The organism is Pseudomonas sp. MDT2-39-1, from assembly GCF_054898085.1.
This window is the reverse complement of the sequence record NZ_CM142716.1, coordinates 339,912-356,840: the sequence shown is the minus strand read 5'-3', so window position 1 is coordinate 356,840 and position 16,929 is coordinate 339,912. Positions and strand designations below refer to the sequence as shown.

The 16,929-nt window shown below is 56.9% G+C and carries 25 protein-coding genes and 1 pseudogene; 11 read left to right on the top strand and 15 right to left on the bottom strand.

Annotated features, from left to right (window positions below):
• Positions 1-4 precede the first annotated feature (4 nt).
• From ACYZTM_RS01805 to ACYZTM_RS01775, 7 genes are all read right to left on the bottom strand, one after another.
• Positions 5-1,159, bottom strand: a complete 1,155-nt coding sequence (locus tag ACYZTM_RS01805; protein WP_461986658.1) for a hypothetical protein — start codon at positions 1,157-1,159, stop codon at positions 5-7.
• A 156-nt stretch (positions 1,160-1,315) separates the two neighbouring features.
• Positions 1,316-1,438, bottom strand: a complete 123-nt coding sequence (locus ACYZTM_RS01800; RefSeq protein ID WP_461986656.1) for a hypothetical protein — start codon at positions 1,436-1,438, stop codon at positions 1,316-1,318.
• On the bottom strand, positions 1,435-1,629 hold the full coding sequence (locus ACYZTM_RS01795; protein ID WP_461986654.1) for a hypothetical protein: 195 nt from the start codon (positions 1,627-1,629) through the stop codon (positions 1,435-1,437). Before ACYZTM_RS01795 ends, ACYZTM_RS01800 begins: the two co-directional genes overlap by 4 nt.
• The gene (locus ACYZTM_RS01790) at positions 1,626-1,817 is read right to left on the bottom strand and encodes a hypothetical protein (RefSeq protein WP_461986652.1); all 192 of its coding nucleotides are present in this window, start codon (positions 1,815-1,817) and stop codon (positions 1,626-1,628) included. The genes ACYZTM_RS01795 and ACYZTM_RS01790 overlap by 4 nt, the downstream gene beginning before the upstream one ends.
• Complete coding sequence (locus tag ACYZTM_RS01785) at positions 1,814-2,230, bottom strand: hypothetical protein (RefSeq protein WP_461986650.1); 417 nt, start codon at positions 2,228-2,230, stop codon at positions 1,814-1,816. Before ACYZTM_RS01785 ends, ACYZTM_RS01790 begins: the two co-directional genes overlap by 4 nt.
• A gap of 755 nt (positions 2,231-2,985) precedes the next feature.
• Entirely contained in the window at positions 2,986-3,168 is a 183-nt protein-coding gene (locus ACYZTM_RS01780) for a hypothetical protein (protein ID WP_461986648.1), read from the bottom strand.
• A 57-nt stretch (positions 3,169-3,225) separates the two neighbouring features.
• Positions 3,226-3,528: a hypothetical protein gene (locus ACYZTM_RS01775; protein WP_461986646.1), complete on the bottom strand. Its 303-nt coding sequence runs from the start codon at positions 3,526-3,528 to the stop codon at positions 3,226-3,228.
• A 446-nt stretch (positions 3,529-3,974) separates the two neighbouring features.
• On the opposite strand from ACYZTM_RS01775, the gene ACYZTM_RS01770 reads away from it, so the two are divergent.
• Positions 3,975-4,274, top strand: coding sequence for a DUF1654 domain-containing protein (locus tag ACYZTM_RS01770; protein ID WP_461986644.1), 300 nt, complete (start codon positions 3,975-3,977; stop codon positions 4,272-4,274).
• Positions 4,275-4,326: 52 nt separating this feature from the next.
• Here the strand turns inward: ACYZTM_RS01770 and istB are convergent, their stop codons facing one another.
• From istB to ACYZTM_RS01730, 8 genes are all read right to left on the bottom strand, one after another.
• Positions 4,327-5,082 (bottom strand): IS21-like element ISPsy14 family helper ATPase IstB, encoded by a 756-nt coding sequence (gene istB, locus ACYZTM_RS01765; protein WP_461984078.1) that lies wholly within the window; start codon positions 5,080-5,082, stop codon positions 4,327-4,329.
• A 20-nt stretch (positions 5,083-5,102) separates the two neighbouring features.
• Positions 5,103-6,617 carry an IS21 family transposase gene (istA, locus tag ACYZTM_RS01760; RefSeq protein ID WP_461986642.1) on the bottom strand — a complete coding sequence of 505 codons (1,515 nt, stop codon included), beginning with the start codon at positions 6,615-6,617 and terminating at the stop codon, positions 5,103-5,105.
• A gap of 367 nt (positions 6,618-6,984) precedes the next feature.
• Entirely contained in the window at positions 6,985-7,203 is a 219-nt protein-coding gene (locus ACYZTM_RS01755; protein WP_461986640.1) for a hypothetical protein, read from the bottom strand.
• Positions 7,204-7,419: 216 nt separating this feature from the next.
• A complete protein-coding gene (locus ACYZTM_RS01750; protein ID WP_461986638.1) occupies positions 7,420-7,986 on the bottom strand; it encodes a hypothetical protein in 567 nt (188 codons plus the stop codon).
• Between the two features lie 3 nt (positions 7,987-7,989).
• The gene (locus ACYZTM_RS01745; RefSeq protein WP_461986636.1) at positions 7,990-8,982 is read right to left on the bottom strand and encodes a hypothetical protein; all 993 of its coding nucleotides are present in this window, start codon (positions 8,980-8,982) and stop codon (positions 7,990-7,992) included.
• Positions 8,983-9,125: 143 nt separating this feature from the next.
• The gene (locus tag ACYZTM_RS01740) at positions 9,126-9,365 is read right to left on the bottom strand and encodes a hypothetical protein (protein ID WP_461986634.1); all 240 of its coding nucleotides are present in this window, start codon (positions 9,363-9,365) and stop codon (positions 9,126-9,128) included.
• Positions 9,366-9,422: 57 nt separating this feature from the next.
• Positions 9,423-9,623, bottom strand: coding sequence for a hypothetical protein (locus tag ACYZTM_RS01735; protein WP_461986632.1), 201 nt, complete (start codon positions 9,621-9,623; stop codon positions 9,423-9,425).
• A 120-nt stretch (positions 9,624-9,743) separates the two neighbouring features.
• A complete protein-coding gene (locus ACYZTM_RS01730; RefSeq protein ID WP_461986630.1) occupies positions 9,744-10,616 on the bottom strand; it encodes a S24 family peptidase in 873 nt (290 codons plus the stop codon).
• A gap of 108 nt (positions 10,617-10,724) precedes the next feature.
• Here ACYZTM_RS01730 and ACYZTM_RS01725 point away from each other — a divergent pair, with 108 nt between their 5' ends.
• The 10 genes and pseudogenes from ACYZTM_RS01725 to ACYZTM_RS01680 form a co-directional block, all read left to right on the top strand.
• Entirely contained in the window at positions 10,725-10,931 is a 207-nt protein-coding gene (locus ACYZTM_RS01725; RefSeq protein ID WP_461986628.1) for a Cro/CI family transcriptional regulator, read from the top strand.
• Between the two features lie 36 nt (positions 10,932-10,967).
• On the top strand, positions 10,968-11,312 hold the full coding sequence (locus ACYZTM_RS01720) for a hypothetical protein (RefSeq protein ID WP_461986626.1): 345 nt from the start codon (positions 10,968-10,970) through the stop codon (positions 11,310-11,312).
• Between the two features lie 22 nt (positions 11,313-11,334).
• Positions 11,335-11,589: a hypothetical protein gene (locus tag ACYZTM_RS01715; protein ID WP_461986624.1), complete on the top strand. Its 255-nt coding sequence runs from the start codon at positions 11,335-11,337 to the stop codon at positions 11,587-11,589.
• Between the two features lie 157 nt (positions 11,590-11,746).
• Positions 11,747-12,364, top strand: coding sequence for a hypothetical protein (locus ACYZTM_RS01710; RefSeq protein WP_461986622.1), 618 nt, complete (start codon positions 11,747-11,749; stop codon positions 12,362-12,364).
• A gap of 172 nt (positions 12,365-12,536) precedes the next feature.
• The gene (locus tag ACYZTM_RS01705) at positions 12,537-13,403 is read left to right on the top strand and encodes a replication protein (RefSeq protein ID WP_461986620.1); all 867 of its coding nucleotides are present in this window, start codon (positions 12,537-12,539) and stop codon (positions 13,401-13,403) included.
• A complete protein-coding gene (locus ACYZTM_RS01700; RefSeq protein ID WP_461986618.1) occupies positions 13,393-14,199 on the top strand; it encodes an ATP-binding protein in 807 nt (268 codons plus the stop codon). The genes ACYZTM_RS01705 and ACYZTM_RS01700 overlap by 11 nt, the downstream gene beginning before the upstream one ends.
• Before the next feature lie 2 nt (positions 14,200-14,201).
• Positions 14,202-14,672 carry a hypothetical protein gene (locus ACYZTM_RS01695; RefSeq protein ID WP_461986616.1) on the top strand — a complete coding sequence of 157 codons (471 nt, stop codon included), beginning with the start codon at positions 14,202-14,204 and terminating at the stop codon, positions 14,670-14,672.
• Complete coding sequence (locus tag ACYZTM_RS01690) at positions 14,669-15,247, top strand: recombination protein NinG (RefSeq protein ID WP_461986614.1); 579 nt, start codon at positions 14,669-14,671, stop codon at positions 15,245-15,247. Before ACYZTM_RS01695 ends, ACYZTM_RS01690 begins: the two co-directional genes overlap by 4 nt.
• On the top strand, positions 15,244-15,789 hold the full coding sequence (locus ACYZTM_RS01685) for a hypothetical protein (RefSeq protein WP_461986612.1): 546 nt from the start codon (positions 15,244-15,246) through the stop codon (positions 15,787-15,789). The genes ACYZTM_RS01690 and ACYZTM_RS01685 overlap by 4 nt, the downstream gene beginning before the upstream one ends.
• A 194-nt stretch (positions 15,790-15,983) precedes the next feature.
• Positions 15,984-16,175: pseudogene (locus ACYZTM_RS01680) on the top strand (hypothetical protein); the annotation flags it as partial.
• Positions 16,176-16,929 lie beyond the last annotated feature (754 nt).

Sequence of the window (16,929 nt, the reverse complement as noted above, 5' to 3'; positions counted from 1 at the left end):
GACCTCAGTACTGAATTGAAATGGCGGGTATCACGCGACTGGCGATCAAAGTGATTGCCTGTTTGGCGCACTCTTCGGTCATGCCACCTTTTACAAAAGCTTCCAGGGCAGAGAGGTTGATTGCGCGGCGGTGTTCTTTGTTAGCCTCTCGCAAACGCTCCTGACGCAGGATCTCGTCAGCTGCATCGTTCTGGCGCTTAATCTCGGCCTTGCGTGCATCTTCGGCTGCCTGTATGGCGCGCTGTTCGGCAGCGATACGTGCTTGCTGGGCGCGCTGTTCCGCTGCAAGCCGGTTGGCTTCGGCCTGCTCAGCAGCCAGTTGTGCCTGTTCGGCCTGAAGCTTGAGCTGGCGACGCTGAAGTTCGGCTGCTGCTTCAGCGTCTGCTGCGGCTTTCTCAGCTACGCGCTTGGCGTTGGCGGCGCTGTCGATCAACTCCCGCTCGCGGCGGGCGGCGGCTTCTCGCTCGGCCTGAGCACGCTGCTCGGCTTCGCGCAGAGCTCGTTCCTCGGCTTCCTGTGCGATACGAGCCTCACGCTCTTGCTGTTCGCGCAGTTCATCTTCAGCGCGGCGGCGGGCCAGCTCTGCCTGATCGGCTTCGTATTGCCGGCGAGCGGTGAGGGCGGCGCGCAGGATGACAAGGGCTTTGTCCTTGGCGCGGGCGGCTTCCGCCTCAAACTCTTCCCATCCTTCGCACAGGGCGATCGCCTCAAGCTGTGCGACTCGATCGGCCAGGTCTTCGGCGATGATTCCGTCCAGGTCGATGGCTGTCAGCCTGATTTTCTCGATCGCAGAGTTGTGCTTGTCGATCCGCGCATCCTCGGCAGCCTGCCATTCATTGAGCGGGCGACGGACTTCTTCCTGCCATGCCTCCAGAGTGTCGCGAACGCGCTTGCGCTCGGCGTCGATCTTCTTCGGCACTTCCTTCAGATCAGCCACCAGCTTCTTGCCGACCTCATCTAGCGCCGTCTTGGAGCGGGCGACCTTGTACGCCATCGAGGCGATCGCATCACGGCCCTTGCGGGTGCTGATGTCCGGCGTGAAACCGTCAATCTCGGCGCGGATCTGCTGCAACCAAGGCTCAAGACCTTTTACAGCGGTGAAGACGACGAGGGCGGTTTCTTGCGGCGGCGCAACGGCCAATTCAGTAGTAGCGGACACGGGGAATCCTTGCCGCGATGTACGCAGCGTTCGAAGATGTGGGTTATTGAGTTGCGCGATCAGCGAGAGCGCTGAGCAACATCAGAAAGGCAAAAACGGTGAGGGCGGGGAATGAGCCGCGCCAAAGCAGCAGGCGGCGTGCCCGCTGGTGCCGGGTCACGTCAGGACCCTGTGGGCGACCTGCGGCGGCTGGCAGGTGTTGGTGCGATCCTTCGAAGTGCTATAGGCCATCAGCACAAGCACCAGGCCGGCGGTGAGAATCCAGTAGAAGGTCTTCACGGCCGAACCCTCACCGCAATCCGACCACCCTTCATTGTTGCCGCCAAACGCTGAGGCAGGCTGGCGACCAGGACTTCGCGGGGACGGCCGATCACCTCGTTGAAGGGCAGGCCGAAACCCAGCAGGACCAGCTTCGATTCGATCTCATCGAGCTGCTCATCGATGAGCGTTTTAACCGGTGCAGTACTCATGACAACTCCTTGCGCTGCCGACAGACTTTCAGCAGGCGCTTGCAGTAGTGACTGAATTCTTCAAGGGTGATCAGCTGGTCGGTCATCAGGTTGGTGATGATCTGCTGCACCAGAATGCTGTTGCCTCGCGGGCTGTCTGGATGCTCAAGGCTATCCAGCGCTTCGTCGATCAGGATGTAAGGGCTCACAGCTCGTCGTCCTCGGCGTCAGCGATCAGCCCGTCATGGACATAAGGCTCAAGCAGCGCCTCGGCGATCTCGAAAATCTTGCCGCTGACGTGGTTGCTCGGACCCAACAGATTCTTGGCGAAGGTTTTGACGTTGCCACCGGCGTACGCGGCCGCCACCAGCTGCGCAAACCAGTCTTCATCGTCGGCGCCGTCAATCTGCCGCTGCACCAGGTGTTCTTGGATCTTCGCGATGAACTGCGCCTGAGTGACCCCCTGCCAATGCCCGTGGCGGCGCAGGAACAGAACGTCACAACCCAACACCAGCTGCTCGGCGTTGTTCTCGATCCAGCGGGTCGCGGCTTCCTGATAACTCGAATCGTCTTCAGGCTCCGCGTTGTCGTGGCGAAGCTGGCATTTGAGTAGTGCGTTCATGGTCGCCTCCAGAGTGGCGGGTGTTGATCCAACAAAACTCGGCTGCACTCATCCGTTCCGCTGGTTGCCGTTGGGCGCGGAGGGGAGTGCATGCGGGTGGTGTCGGGGTGTTAGATTTGTTGAAACATGACAGCTCAGAGGTTGGTACATGCCACTTTCATCGATAACGCAGCGAGCCTTTGATGCGTGGATGGCTCATGACTCTTGGGCAAAGGGCAGCGATCAAGATGCGGCTCGGTTTTACAATTTCGTCTGGATGGTTTTCCGGTACTCGAGAAAACCGATATCTCCCGCTGAGCTTCGAGAACTCATAAGAGATAAGTGGTCTAGTCGACTGGACGAGCCTTATTTGGAACGCGCGATGACTGAGCACTCTTCTCGATATGAGGATCTGCTCGATTTCGCGAGAGCAAGAAACGCCAAACAGTTGATACTTCCGTCGGAGTACGGTTACTGAAGGCCCAGGCCCGCTACTGGCGACGGCCTGGGTTGCAGCATCAAGTTGTCTTCGTGCGCTGGGGTTGCCTACCGGAATTCCGGCCGATGCGCGGTGACATCGACGACCTACTGTCCGCTGCCTGAATGAGTGTTGGGCGCAGCCTTCAGGCTTGCTGCGCCACGCGGGTGGATCGCTTACTGGTGCATGGGTGCAAATCCTCCGTACTGGGTTTTTTGATGTGCAGGGGGCCGCGTTGCGCGGTGCAGAATTCGTCCGCATCCGTCTGCCCACTCAGCGAATGGACAGAGGTGATGCTTCAGCCTTCGCAAGACCATTGGTGATGGTTTGCGTGTTCCTCGCTGCAGAACGGCAGGGATTGCTGCCGAACATATTTTTTCTTGCGCACCGGGTCGTAGGCCTGATCGATGATGGTTTTGTAAATCACGGGGTCGGCGGGCTTTCCACAGCGGGTGCATTTCGTTGGCGCTGGTTGATCCATGGCTGTTGCTCCGGTTGATTTCCCGTCTGGCCCTGTCGCCAAGGCCAGCCAGTGAAATCAGATAACCGCCGTCATGGTCTTGGAGCCGTCACCATGTTCGGTGGTGAACATCATCGGTGCGGGCCGGCCGCCGCGACGGATGAGGGCGTTAGCTTGGGCAAATACTGGGTTTGGCTCGTCGTTGCCATCGGGCAGTAAAGTGCTGCAGACCAAGCTGGAGCAGTCCTCTCCGTTCGGGCCTTCGCCGTCGTGGGCAATGTCGAAGCTCGCCACCATTGCGATGCCCTGTTCCTTGCAGATGCCGATGATCTGCTGCATGAGCGGGCTGATCTGATCGTCGTAAACCTGTTCTTTGTTCATGGTCATGCTCCGGTTGTTTTCCCAATGCACCCGTTACCAGGTGCATCAGTGAAAAATTCCGTTTCTCCACCGCGCGCATCGCCGGATTCATATCTCTGGCCGTCGTCGCACATTTCGTGTTCGGTGCTGGTACGGCTGGCTTGCGTGGTTTCGCGTACTCACATCTGGTGAGCACGGCCAGTTCCAGAGCTGGCGTGGCATCGACTATTTGTTGCTCGCACTTACCGGCTGAAACCCGGGGTAGTCGATGGCGAGGATCCTGAGCTGTTAAAGAGCGGCGGATCTCTCGACCCTTCGCAGCTGGCCCCTGATTGGGTGCCGGTTGCGATGGAACTAAATTAACCGGCGGTTTATGCTTAGTCAACACCGGCGGTTAATTTATTTTTCAGTGCGATGGCGTATGCTTCTTCTAAACCTGTATGGATATACAGCTATAGGAGGGTGATGTGGCAAAGGCGAAGAAGCAGGCAAAACAAACAATCCGCGAGGAAGTCAGCGGCGTGCAGCGGCTCGGGATGCGCGTCTCATCGATGATCAATCACCCCGTGGCGCAGACTCAGCGCTGGGTGACGATCCATCGTTTGGATACGGATGGGGATCGCGAGTGGGATGAGGTGATGGGCTTGCTACACGAGACGGACGGCATAGACATGACGTTCAACGACGATGAGTGCGGATTCCACGACACTTGGACACTCAGCCCACGATCATTTGGACACTCGTTCCACGCTCACTTGGACACCTGATCCACGTCCACTTGGGCAGGCAGTCGGAGCGCAGCGACGCAGGCTTGCATTGTTAGTCTGAAGTCTCTGTCGCCGTCAATTTCGTTGCGCGTCTGCGCATCGATTCGCCCTTCAGTTCGATCCGATAAGCGTTGTGCACCAGCCGGTCGAGGATCGCATCGCCCAAGGTCGGATCGCCGATCAGTGCGTGCCATTTGTCCACTGGCATCTGGCTGGTCACTAGCGTCGAGCGGTTGCCGTAGCGGTCGTCCAGCAGTTCAAGCATGTCGCGCCGTTGCGCAGCGGTAAACGGCGCCAGGCCCCAGTCGTCCAGGATCAGCAAGTCGGTCTTGGCATAACCCGCCATCAGTTTCGCGAAGCGGCCGTCGCCGTGGGCCAGGCCTAGTTCTTCCATCAAGCGCGGCAAGCGCAGATAACGCACGCTGTAACCGTCGCGGCAGGCCTTATGAGCCAGCGCGCAGGCGAGCCAGGTTTTGCCTACGCCAGTTGGGCCGCCGATGATCAGGTTCAGGCCGTCGCGCAGCCACTGGCCGCTGCCCAGTTGCAGGATCAAGGCCTTGTCCAAGCCACGCGGACTGCGATAGTCGATGTCTTCCAGGCAGGCGTTATGGCGCAGTCGTGCGGCCTTGAGGCGAGTAGTCAGGCGGGCGTCTTCGCGCTCGGTCAGCTCGCGGTCGACCATCAGACCGAAGCGTTCGTCGAAGCTGAGATCGTTGATGTCAGGCGTTGCGTGTTGTTCGCCAAGCGCCTTGATCATGCCGTGCAGGCGCAGGGTTTGCAGCTTGTCGAGTGTCGGGTTGGGCAGCATTTTGGTGCTCCTTTTTCAGGTCAGTGGTAGTAGCCAGGGCCGCGCAGGTTGATGTGTTCTTCAGGCAGTAACGGCAGGTTTTGCTGGGCCAGCGGCAGCCGTTCCAGCCCTTGGCGCAGGATCGATTCAAGGCTTTTGTAGCTGCACGCGCCCAGTGCCAGCGCTCGCTGGCAAGCGGCTTCCAGCCGCTCTTCGCCGTGCTGTTTGCTCAGGCGCAGGATGCCCAGGCAGGCGCGGAAGCCGTGCTGCGGATGGATCCGGCGTTCGAGGATGTAGGCGATGACGCCGGCCGTATTCGGGCCTGTCTGCTCTGCCCAGTGGATCAGTCGCTGGGGCGTCCATTCGGCGTGTTCGCGGTGACTTTTGGGCATGTGCTCAGTTTGGGTGGTGTGGCGGCCTTTATGTGCTGAGCGCAGATGGCTGGCCACGCGCTGGTTGGCGTGGAAGCACTCGACGGTTTGCGCAGTCAGCCGCACTTCGAGTTGGTGCTTCACCAGCTGATACGGCACCGAGTAGTAATGGCCGTCGACCTCGACGTGGTAGTCGATGTGTACCCGCACCTTTTTCCATTCGGCGTAGACGTAAGGGTGTTCCGGCAGCGGTTGCAACGCAGGTTGGTCGATGGTCTCGAAGGCTGACCGGCGTGAGCCGGGCAGCTTCTTGAAGGGCTTCTGATTGAGGCGATCCAGCAGCAGCGCGATGGCTGTGTTGAGTTCGCCCAAGGAGAAGAACTGGCGGTTGCGCAGCACCGCCAGGATCCACCGCTCGACGACCTGGACGCCGACTTCAACCTTGGCTTTGTCCCGAGGTTTGCGAGATCTGGCAGGCAACACGGCCACGCCGTAATGCTCGGCGAGGTCGCGGTAACTGGGGTTGATGTCGGGCTCGTAACGATGCGCTTTGGTAACGCCGCTGCGCAGATTGTCCGGTACCAGGATCTGCGATGTACCGCCGAGAAAGGCGAAGCAGCGCACGTGCGAGCCCAGCCAGTCGGGCAGTTTCTGCGACCAGGTGGCCTCGGCGAAGGTGTAGCTGGACGCGCCGAGGACGGCGACGAAGATCTGCGTTTGGCGGATCTCGCCGGTTCGCCGATCAATGACCGGCACGGTCTGGCCGGCGTAATCAACGAACAGCTTCTCGCCGGCACGGTGTTCCTGGCGCATGACCACGTCGACCTTGGCGGCCCAGAGGCGGTAGTGCTCGCAGAACCAGCTGTACTGGAAACCTTGCGGGTGGCTGAGCCGATACTCTTGCCAAAGCAGGGCCAGGGTGACGCCGGGGCGACGTAACTCGGCATGGACATGAGCCCAGTCCGGTATCGGACGTTGATCACTGGGCACCGTCGGCGCTGGCGGGAATAGACGTCGCTCCAGTTCGGCGTCCGACAACTGCGTGGGCCAAGTCAGCCCGCAAGCGTTGAAGCGGTGCAGGTAATTGCCGGCACTGCCGCTGCTAATGCGCAGGCTGGTAGCAATTTTGCGCACGGACAGGCCGGCGTCGAACTTTAGGCGTAGTACCTCTCGGATTTTACGCATGGATATACGCTCCACGACGACCTCTTCGCTTCGAGAAAAGAGGTCGATGGTAGTGAATAATCCTGCGTTGCTGCCTGCCTGAGCTTGGGTCGGATCAGTGAGAGATCACTGTCCAAGTGCTCGTGGAATGAGTGTCCAAGTCAGCGTGGAATCGCTGTCCAAGTGTTCGTGGACTGGGTGTCCAAGTGCGCATGGAATCCCCAACGATGAGTCGGTGACGCTGAAGTGGGAGGCGTGTGCCGAGGAGGATCGGCCGGCAGAAGTCTTCGAGCCAATAGAGGAGCCGGTGCCTTTCTGACAGACAATAAAAAGCCCGCGCTTGGGCGGGCTCAATTTTGTTGCGTATATCCAGAGGAGGGTGCTGCGATCAATCCGGCCCTTGAGCTTTCAACCTGGCCAAACCTTGGTGAATATGTCCGGCGTTCTCACCTATGGCGCCCAGGGCGCCGCGGACGTTGTCGCCAGTCTCGGCATGACCTTGGTTCTCAACCAATAAGGTCAGCTCCATCAGCGCAGCCTCTAGGGCGAGTTGATTGTGATGCAGGCGTTCAAGTACATCGGGGAGAGAGTATTCGGGGGAGGGCATGGCTTCGACTCCGTTCGAGGGAATGGACAGCGTAGCCCAGGGGAATCTCTGACGCGATCATCAAATCACAGACAAAGAAAAGCCCGCGTGGGGAGCGCGGGCTAAAGGTTTCATTAGGAGCTGAAATCACCATAGGCTGCAGCCCGTGAAAAACTTGTGAAAGGTCGGAACGAAAAAGCCCGGCGCTGGGCCGGACTTGGGGGCAGAGTAAACGCGTTACTCCATCAGTTTGTACCCCAGATAGTAGAGCCCCCAGAAAGTAGCAACGATCATTTGATAAAATACTAAGAAGTAAACAAAGAGGAGGATTCCGCTGAAATACATCCCGGCAGGAAACCCAAGGTAAGAGTATGTGCAAATGGCTTTTCCAAAGCTGAGTAGGAATATTGAAAGTATTACTACTACGATGCTCTGCGCGGTTAAGAAGGCGAAAAGCATTGCAAGAAATTTTCTTCTTGTTAAATCAATTATGTTTGTTAATCCTCTGAATCTCACTATTACTTTTGGCGTCGGCTCTGGAATTACATTGTCGATATCCGATCTTCCAAATGTAGCAATTGCCGCAAGTGCCGCTATGTAAAATCCAGGCAGGGATTGAACAAATGAAAGTACTAAAGAAATCAAACTACCAGGGGCGTATGTAATCGTTTGATTGCTTGCAATGCATATGGTGGCGACGGTTATAAGAGACAGAATGGTCGGGTATAGCCAGTCCACAATCCACTTATATGGGTGCTGTATAGCCAGGTAGCCGAAAGGGCGAAGTAGCTGTCCTAGTAACATTGTCTACTCCATTAGTTTGGTGATTTCCCTAAGTATAAATGTATTTATCTTTTCAAAGCTACTGGTATTTACTAGCGGGGTGCTTATTGGGTGACGTTTGACATACTTTTCGCTTGCGACAAGATTGCCGGTGCTAGTGGCAATAGTGGCATCCTTCTGCACTCCTGACTCTGTCTTGAACTTTATTCTAATATGCTTATATTCAACGTCAGATTTGGTTACTGTTGCCCTAAGCTGGCGGAGAGATGATGCGAGCGTCCCAATCATATCAGGCTTGGGTCTAAGATCGACAGTTCGTTGTCGCTCAATTATGCCTCCTTGCTCGTCCCATACAGCGCCTTCCTTGGAAAAATTTAGTAGCTGAATGGCAGATAATGTTCCGCCATCCAAATCCTTCTTGAAATCGTCTGACGGGTGACCCTGAAGTTCAATGTCGTGCATCAAATGAACTAGCAAGGCGTTTCCTGACGTGTCGCGTGCGCCATTATTGTTGGCAATCAAGTATTCGCTTGGGAATTCTTTTTTGCATTTTCTGATTAGGTGCTTTAAGAATTTTAATACGCTGGTCAGATGAAGTCCGGAGCCATAAACGGCTTCAACGACGCAAAGGTAGTAGTCGTCGCCTTTCTCAGGGCTTAAATTAAGCACAACATGCGCTGAGTGCTCGCCTCCGTGACCAGGAGGTTTAGCGTGGACAACTCGACTCTTGTTTTCTGGGTCAGAGGAAACCGAGTCTGGAGCGGTCGGGTCGCTAATGTTAATCAATAGTACAAGCTGTTTTTCAGTTAGTCTTAAGTCGGACAAAAAATACTTTGGAGAGGTGCTTACTCTGCCTTTTAATAGCAGTCTGTCGCCAGTCTCGAAAAGCTGTTTTAGTTGTAAAGATATTGCGGTTAAGGATTTCGGAGTTGCTACGAAATGCGCAGTGTTTCCCTCTGCTCTAGACATTCCGAAGGCGCTAATTTTAAGATCGTAAAATGTTGCATTCCTGTGCACTACAGTACTCCTAGCGATGAATCTAAAATTAAGAGAAAGTCGATTTATTAGATTGATTTGCTACCAATTAACTGTTTTCAATTTTTAGCTATACCTTCCGAGCATTCCAAGCCAGCATAACCTTCGTGGAGATGATGCCCCCGTTACTCAGCCTTGCTCCGAACAATCCTCCCGGCCCCGATCTCCGCCGCATAAGCAGTCAGCCGATCCTCGTCCGCATGAAACACGGCGCACATCCTCAGCACGGCCTGGGCATCTGCTTCGTTCCCGGCCAGGCTCAGCCGTTCGGCGACTCGCATCAGCTCGACGGCTGACCACTTCAGATCGGACGCGACACCCTGTAGGTCGCGCTTTAGGTCTTGATTTGGCTTGGTCAGTGTCATCTATGCCTCATACATATTTTGGCCGCTTTAGGCCTTTTAATGAGTCCATGGCGGTCGTCAATGAAGAACCTTGCGGCTCTCTCCAATTCTGATCCGATCGAGCGCCCGGTTTAGAGAATCCAAGGCATCGAGGAGGGCTTTCGCCTCAGTCTCCCGACCATCGCCCCAGAGGCGTTCCGCCATTTTGTTCAGCGCTTGGATAGAGCGCTCAATGTCAGCAGCAGTCGCTGCTTTGCTTTCCTGATGTTTCTTTGGCATTGATCAACCCTTCTTCAGGGCATTGCTCTGTCTTTCAATTGTTGGCGCGAATACATCGCCCACCAGAACACAATTCTTACAATCCCTCGCCGCGCCGAAGAAGTTTTCAATGGCGCGACATCAAACCAGATGAGCATTCCAAACCAGCAGAACCCGCGCCTGGATGAACATCTCTTCCGCTCGGATGGTCTCGGGTGGATGTCGGGTGTTATCAGAAATCATTTTGACCCGATCTTCCCCCATCCACTGGAGGCGCTTGATGTACAGGTGCCCATCCCAAGAAAACATGTAAATTCCGTCGCCTGCGAACTCTCGAACGCTGATGTCGACGAGCAGGGGGTCGCGGTGCTTGATCGTTGGCGCCATTGACTGACCCCACCCTGTCACCATCTTGAGATGGAAGTGTTCCTTGAACTCAACTCCCATTTCGCGCAGATGCTGGGGGCTTACACGAACATCCTGGAGCATCTCTGGATAGTCGTGAGGGATTTGCCCACCACCCATTGCGGCGCGAACGTCGTAATGCGCAATCCACACCTCATCACCGGCCACGCCCGGGCGATAGTAGTCGACCTCTATGACGCCACCGCCATCATCGGCTTCAGCAGCTGCAAGTAACCGCCTACGAGCCTCATCAGACAATCCTTTCCCTTGCTTGGAAAGCATTTGGCGAACCATGTCTGCGGCAGACGTGCTCTCCGATGAGGCGTTGATTTGATCGGCAGCGCTTGTAAGCCCGCTGATTTCAGCCGCCAGCCTCTTGCTGAATTTCTCAATAGGCACGTCAAGTAAACGCGACAGCACGGCCGCAAACTTTACATTCAGCGGATTGGTGCCGTTCAGGTACATCGCGACAGCTGCTGCAGAGATATCAGCTGCTTCTGCAAGACTTGCTTGTGTGAGACCGAGGGCGTTCTTTTTCGATACGAAAAGCGCCTTCGCGGCGTCGCACTCGGCTTTCAGCTCTGGGGAAAGTTCTTTCTTTTTACTCATCCGTGAAATTTAACCGTTGGTTAATTTATTTGCGGCAACCGGCGGTGTTGCTAGAAACCTAACCGGCGGTTAATATTGATCTCGAGAACACCATTCGAGATTTCCAGAATGAAGCAGATCCCACTTACAGAACTGGTTGCTACGAAAGGGCAGGCCTTTGCGGCCAAGGCTCTTCTGGTCAGCCCTGCTGCGATCAGCAAGGCCATCGCGGCCCAGCGAAATATTTCCGTCACCTGCAATCAGGACGGGACTTATGAAGCGCACGAGCTCAAGTCCTTCCCGGCGCAGACGACCCCAAAGAAATCTGCCGCCTAACCCAGCCCCGTCACCCCTGAATGCGGAAGCGAATCCATGGCCTACGGCAATAAGACGCATCGCAACACCCACCAGCTGAAGTCGCGCCTGAATGACGACGCTTACGCCGCTCTCCAGGTGGAAGCGCTGGCGCGTGAGATTCAGCCGGGCGCCTTGGTTCGTGACCTCACTCTGGCGGCTCTGCGGTTCAAAGATGATTACGGCTACTTCCCGTTGATCGACGACAACGAGCTGGACGGCTTTCCGGCGCTGGGCGAGCTGGCCCGCGAAATGAAAATGCAGCCTAGCGCACTAGTCCACGAGCTCATTCGATCAGCGCTGCAAGCCAAGCGAGAGCAGGACGCTATTACCCAGGTCAACGACAAGAAACTCAGCGCCTGACTAGGCCATGGAGGAGGCACCAATGCCTGCAATAACGGAAGTAGGGCAGTACACGCAGGACGAGAAAGACGGGCTTGAGCAGTGGGCTGACGAGGTCGGTATCGGCATGGATCAGCTGGCTGATCGGATCTTGCAAATAACAGAGCAACGCGTAGTCGAGCGGCGAAGTGCCGCACGCCTTGCAGCAGATAACGCAGCCTTGCGAAGCCGCCTCGCTGCTCAGTGTGCGCAAGAGGCTCAGGCACAAAACGTGGTTTCGATTTTCCCTGAGAGGTAACGGTCCGGCCCCTTATTAGGGGCCATTGCAGCAGGAATTGGACCAGGCGGGGCTGGCACCTAATAAGGGGCCAAGAAGAAGAAAAGTAGGTCATGGGTTCGTCCCTGATCAGTAGTAGCGATTTGGCATGAACCCAGAATACGAACGAGAGAGCCTTATGAATACGTCCAGTTCAAGACACAGCGTTCAAACCCGTGACCAAGTGTTGGTCGCTCACGCGGCGAACCAGATCGCTCGTACCAGCTTGAGCCAGGACGACTTCGCCCAGGCGCTGAGCCGCGAGTTGCACCTGTCGTGCCCGGAAAAAGCGACAACCAAAGAGGTACCGGACTTCGCCGCACTCACAGCGCGGAACGACGTGGGCGAGTTCGTGAAGGCAACCGGCCGCTGGCTGAAGCGCGTGCAGCGCTGGCTCTCCGGCGACCAAGACATGCCGTCGTGGCTGGAAGAGTCGTGGGTGAATGCCTTGGAGCCTGAATTCCGTGATCACTGCATCAACGAACTGGCTGGTCGCCACGGACTTATCGGCGCCCGCCAGATGCAAAGCGAGCAGTGCGCGAACAAAAGCTTCGGTGCGCTGATCCGCGCCCTGGGCGATGTGATCGATACCGGCAGCGAAGTGTTCGACGACCAGGTGATGTGCGAAGCGGACTTGCCGCATCTGCCGGCGTTTGCCAAGCAATGCCGCCAAGTTGAAGCGAGGGCAGGGGAGTTGGGCCGAAAGGCTGACGCCCTGCTTGTGAAGCATCGCCCGAATTTGAAATCCATAGCCTGAATTTAAGGCACAAAAAAGCCGGGATTGCGCCCCGGCTAATTCATTACCACTTGATGAGGTCGATTATGCAGAGCCAACTCAATTCAAGCAATACCCCGAACCATGTCGCGACACGTTTTGTTCAAACGCAAAACGTGTCGCGCGTCAAATCTCGTTCTCCGGGAGCCCAGCAATGACCCCCGACAACATCATCCAGCTGAACAGCAGCAGGGGATTCACCCGCATGGACAACAGCCTGATGGAGGCTTTGGCTACGGTTGACCTGCCAGCGCGCGAACTGCGCGTTCTCATGGCCATTGCACGGCAGACCATCGGCTATCAACTCGAAACCAAGCGCCTGACCGCCGACGATATCGGCAAGCAGACCAACATGCGCCGAGACGTCACGTCGAAAGCGATCAGTCATCTCCTTGAGCGTCGAATCATTTTCCGTGTAGGGGGAAGCCGAGGTGATATCGGGATTTCCCCTATTCGCGAGTGGTCCTTCTACGAGGAAAAACCTTCCAATCTCACTGAGACCAAAACGTCTCACTCAGCCCAAATCGTCTCACTGAGACCTGATGCGAGTGAGACCAAAACGGCAACTTGCCTTCTTTATACAAAGAAAGAACCCCTATTAACTCTTCCTTCGGAAGAGATTAATCCGCCCCAAGAACAACCGGAACCGCCGAAGTCTGATCGCAAGGCTCCGTTCGGCATGACCCAGCTGATGGCCGACAATCCGCACAACGTCCCTGAGCAACTGCTGGCCGATTGGCTTACCCAACGCAAGGCCAAGCGCGCCGCCGTCACTGCCACCGTCTGGTCAACCGTCAACGCTGAGCTGGCCAAGTGCGTCGAAGCCGGAATCACCGCATCCGACGCAATCACCGAAGCGCTGACTTCTGGGTGGCAGGGATTCAAAGCGTCCTGGGTGATCAAACGTCTGGCTGAATCGGTGCCGCCGGAACCATCTGCGCCGTCACGCCACTCCGGCTTCGCTGATCGCGACTACACCGCCGGCCTGATCCAGCGGGAGGACGGTAGCTATGCGTTCTGAGCCAGTACAACCGACCCCTGAGTTTCCGCCGGGAACCCGCATCCAGCCCGCCGATTGCGAAACCCATGGTGAGTTCGAGCAGAAGATTTTCTCGGTCATCGGCCGCGAGCTGAAGACTGGTTGCCCTGAGTGCTCCCGGATTGTTCAGGAGCAGACAGACGAGTCTGAGCGCCAAAGCAAGGTGCTGATGCTTCGAATGGCCATGGAGCGCAAGCTCGGCTCGGCGCTGATCCCCAAGCGCTTCGCTGGCAAGACCTTCGAGGGCTACGTGGCCACCACCGCCGAGCAGCACAAGGCGTTGAACACTTGCCGTCGATACGCCGCCGAGTTCTCGCAGATCGCCGAGTCGGGCCGCTGCCTGTTGCTGCTGGGCAAGCCTGGCACCGGCAAGACGCACCTGTCCGTGGCGATCGCCAACGAGATCATGGCCCGATCGAGCGCCACCGCCGTGTATCGCACCGTAGGCGCCGTGTTGCAGGCCATTCGCGCCACCTACGACCGAACCAGTGAGCAGAGCGAAAGCCAGATTTTGGCGAGCCTGATCAGCCCCTCGCTGCTGATCCTGGACGAGATCGGAGTCAGCAAGGAAAAGCCCGGCGACTTCGAGCTGACCACGCTGTTCGCAATCATCAATGGCCGGTACGAGGAGCAGCGCCCGACGGTCATTGTTTCGAACCTGGATGCCAAGGCATTGCCGGCCGCCATCGGAGAGCGCTGCGCGGATCGTCTGCGGGAGGGAGGGGTGATCGTCATCCCGTTCGAGTGGGAATCTCAGCGCGGCAAGGAGGGGTTTTGATCATGACCGACAAGATCAGCGTCAACAGCCAGGCCAAGCTCTCCGAGGCAATCACCAGCCTGACCACGATGTACCGCGACAAGAAGTTCGTCGTCGTTTCCCTGCGTCCAGGCAAGGACCGAACCCTTGATCAAAATTCATTGTGGTTTGGGATGTACAAGCGCATCGCCGAGATGACCCAGATCGGCGACGCGGCCGATGCCCGACGCTACTGCAAGCTGCACTTCGGCGTGCAGATCCTGCTGAACGAGGACTCAGGATTCCAAGCAGCGTGGTACCGGGTAATGCGCCATCTGCCCTACGAGGAGAAGCTGGCCATGATGGGCGAATGCAAGCTGTTCGGCCCTGACGGCTTCCCAGTTACCAGCCTGTTCAACCGCGCCCAAGGCGTGGCGTACACCGACCGCATCGCCGGGTTCTTCACCGGCCAGGGTGTGGTGTTCACCGATTTGCTCAGCAAGGAAGCCGCATGATCGCCAAACAACCCAAGCCGAAGAAGTGCAAGAACCCGGCGTGCGGTATCAGCTTCCCGCCGCAGCGACTGGGTCAGGCCGTGTGCAGCCCTAAGTGCGGACTGGCCATCAAGGACGTGAATCAGGAGAAGGCGCGCAAGTCGCTGGCCCAGATCGAGCGCAAAGAGATCAAGGTTCGCAAGGAGAAGCTGAAGAGCAGGGCGGATCACCTCAAGGACACACAGGTCGCTTTCAATGCCTGGGTGCGCGCACGGGACGATGGGAGTCCATGCATCTCATGCGGAACGACAGCAAACGTCCAGTTCTGCGCTGGCCACTATCGAACAGTTGGATCATGCCCAGAGCTTCGATTCGAGCCGCTGAACGTACATATCCAATGCAACAAGAACTGCAACTTGGAGAAGTCCGGGAACATCGTTTCCTATCGTCCGCGACTGCTGGAAAAGATCGGAGCGGAAAGGCTTGATTGGCTCGAAGGTCCACATGAGCCGAAGAAGTACACCATCGAAGAGCTGAAGGCGATGACCGCCGACTACCGGGCAAAAACAAGAGAGCTGAAGGGGAGAGCGGCATGACATATCGCAATGTGGTATCCGCAGTAGTCCGGGCGCTCGCCGCCGAAACCATCAACTCCGCCGGCGGCTGCGACTTCGAGCCGAAGGTTCAATGCGCAAAGCAGAAGGGGGAGATCGTCGGTAAGGAGGCTGCATTCCTCACTGACTGTTGGGTGTTCGGTCGACTGCACAAGTCGCTGTCTGCTGCGCACTGGCGTGCCTTGGTCGCGAAGTTCTCGACGCACACAGATCGCAAGCACGTCGCCATTGCCGAGCTGACGAAGGTCATGCGCTCGCCGGCGCCTGAGCGGTTCCTGCATTGCGCCATTGTCACTTGGGCGATGCCAAAGCTGCCGGGGTCGGACGGGAAGCGCTCGACCAACGTGCTGCCTGCTGGGTGGTATGAAATGGACAACTGGTCGAACGAGCCTCATCCGATCAAGACGCAGGAGCGGTGGCGGAGGGATATTCGCAAGGCTCTAGAGAGCAGTGTGGACATGGCTCTGATGGAGGCTCAGCACATACTTGAGCATGAAGGCCTAATGATGTCAGAAGTCGCTTGACTGGCATTGAGCCAATGAGCCATTATCTACCCATCCTGTCATCCCTGCGCACGTAGAAGGTGACAACGAAAAGCCTGGCCTAACCGCCGGGCTTTTTTGTTCCTGCCATTCGTCCATTGCTCGGCACTTGCAAATCCTTTGCCCTCTCTCATGTACAAGCACGGACTTCCCGCGCATCAGAACGGAGAGCCAGCATGGACATTGACGAGAATGCCCCTGGAAACAAATCTCAGCAGGGCGTAACGGGCGGCACTGATAACGAAACAGGCCATAATCCTAAGGGGAATGAACCTGAGGTTCCGCTGCCTGCGGACGACGAAGCGCCTGTCGATGAAGATATGACAGACGTGGATGCCAACAACTCGGTGTCGAGCGAGCATCCAGAAGCTGGAAAAAGCGGTCGCGTCGATGATCCGGACGCTGACCCACAGATGAACGATCAGGGCGAAGATGATAAGGAGCCTCGCGGCATGCCTGCGAGCGACCCTGAATCAGGCGCCTGAACAAGTTCGAATCGTCCTATAGCCCGCACAGCGCGGGCTTTTTTACACCTCGAATTCACCTGTAGCCAGGGCAGCCTTCGGGAAGGCCTGGACGTCGATAGCCGGACAGTGCGACGTACGGAATCAACACCGGCAGCCCGCGCAACCTGACCATCAACGCTTACAGGTGGCGCGAGACTGAATCTGCGAGATCGATGCAATAGGGTGTCGACGCAGTGAAGGTCTTTGGCGGACAGCGGGAAAGACTGCGAACCTATTCAGGGCCTCGCATTGAGCGAGGCCTTTCGCGTCAGTCAAAATCTACAAAGATCGGTGCCAAGTAACTTCGGTGACGCCGCTTGATCTCACGAAATCTCGCATCGCTCTGATTGTTCCGCCGCATGGCGGACCTGAACCAAAATTGCTGCCAGAGTGAAGCAAGGAGAGGTAGCAAGCATCCGCCTCTGTCATGGTTGTCGAGGGATGGGCGAACACGACGCGGTACCCGTTGAAGCTGTAGCAGATAATAAAATTCGAGAGCTTCACGGCGGACCTCGTGGCTACTGGCCATCACCTGCTGACCTTAGTATGGGTGCGAGTAAATTGCCCTTGCCTCCGGTCTGAATGATTCAAAACTCTTTATTTGAGCCTCGCCATC

What these genes read in the sequence shown, in the direction of transcription:
- ACYZTM_RS01735 (WP_461986632.1), bottom strand. Translation starts at nt 9,623, where the DNA reads ATGCCAAAGAAACATCAGGAAAGCAAAGCAGCGACTGCTGCTGACATT.
- istB (WP_461984078.1), bottom strand. Translation starts at nt 5,082, where the DNA reads ATGCTGCCCAACCCGACACTCGACAAGCTGCAAACCCTGCGCCTGCAC.
- ACYZTM_RS01730 (WP_461986630.1), bottom strand. Translation starts at nt 10,616, where the DNA reads ATGAGTAAAAAGAAAGAACTTTCCCCAGAGCTGAAAGCCGAGTGCGAC.
- ACYZTM_RS01725 (WP_461986628.1), top strand. Translation starts at nt 10,725, where the DNA reads ATGAAGCAGATCCCACTTACAGAACTGGTTGCTACGAAAGGGCAGGCC.
- ACYZTM_RS01780 (WP_461986648.1), bottom strand. Translation starts at nt 3,168, where the DNA reads ATGGATCAACCAGCGCCAACGAAATGCACCCGCTGTGGAAAGCCCGCC.
- ACYZTM_RS01795 (WP_461986654.1), bottom strand. Translation starts at nt 1,629, where the DNA reads ATGAGTACTGCACCGGTTAAAACGCTCATCGATGAGCAGCTCGATGAG.
- ACYZTM_RS01690 (WP_461986614.1), top strand. Translation starts at nt 14,669, where the DNA reads ATGATCGCCAAACAACCCAAGCCGAAGAAGTGCAAGAACCCGGCGTGC.
- ACYZTM_RS01705 (WP_461986620.1), top strand. Translation starts at nt 12,537, where the DNA reads ATGACCCCCGACAACATCATCCAGCTGAACAGCAGCAGGGGATTCACC.
- istA (WP_461986642.1), bottom strand. Translation starts at nt 6,617, where the DNA reads ATGCGTAAAATCCGAGAGGTACTACGCCTAAAGTTCGACGCCGGCCTG.
- ACYZTM_RS01715 (WP_461986624.1), top strand. Translation starts at nt 11,335, where the DNA reads ATGCCTGCAATAACGGAAGTAGGGCAGTACACGCAGGACGAGAAAGAC.
- ACYZTM_RS01720 (WP_461986626.1), top strand. Translation starts at nt 10,968, where the DNA reads ATGGCCTACGGCAATAAGACGCATCGCAACACCCACCAGCTGAAGTCG.
- ACYZTM_RS01685 (WP_461986612.1), top strand. Translation starts at nt 15,244, where the DNA reads ATGACATATCGCAATGTGGTATCCGCAGTAGTCCGGGCGCTCGCCGCC.
- ACYZTM_RS01700 (WP_461986618.1), top strand. Translation starts at nt 13,393, where the DNA reads ATGCGTTCTGAGCCAGTACAACCGACCCCTGAGTTTCCGCCGGGAACC.
- ACYZTM_RS01785 (WP_461986650.1), bottom strand. Translation starts at nt 2,230, where the DNA reads ATGAACGCACTACTCAAATGCCAGCTTCGCCACGACAACGCGGAGCCT.
- ACYZTM_RS01740 (WP_461986634.1), bottom strand. Translation starts at nt 9,365, where the DNA reads ATGACACTGACCAAGCCAAATCAAGACCTAAAGCGCGACCTACAGGGT.
- ACYZTM_RS01755 (WP_461986640.1), bottom strand. Translation starts at nt 7,203, where the DNA reads ATGCCCTCCCCCGAATACTCTCTCCCCGATGTACTTGAACGCCTGCAT.
- ACYZTM_RS01775 (WP_461986646.1), bottom strand. Translation starts at nt 3,528, where the DNA reads ATGAACAAAGAACAGGTTTACGACGATCAGATCAGCCCGCTCATGCAG.
- ACYZTM_RS01710 (WP_461986622.1), top strand. Translation starts at nt 11,747, where the DNA reads ATGAATACGTCCAGTTCAAGACACAGCGTTCAAACCCGTGACCAAGTG.
- ACYZTM_RS01750 (WP_461986638.1), bottom strand. Translation starts at nt 7,986, where the DNA reads ATGTTACTAGGACAGCTACTTCGCCCTTTCGGCTACCTGGCTATACAG.
- ACYZTM_RS01695 (WP_461986616.1), top strand. Translation starts at nt 14,202, where the DNA reads ATGACCGACAAGATCAGCGTCAACAGCCAGGCCAAGCTCTCCGAGGCA.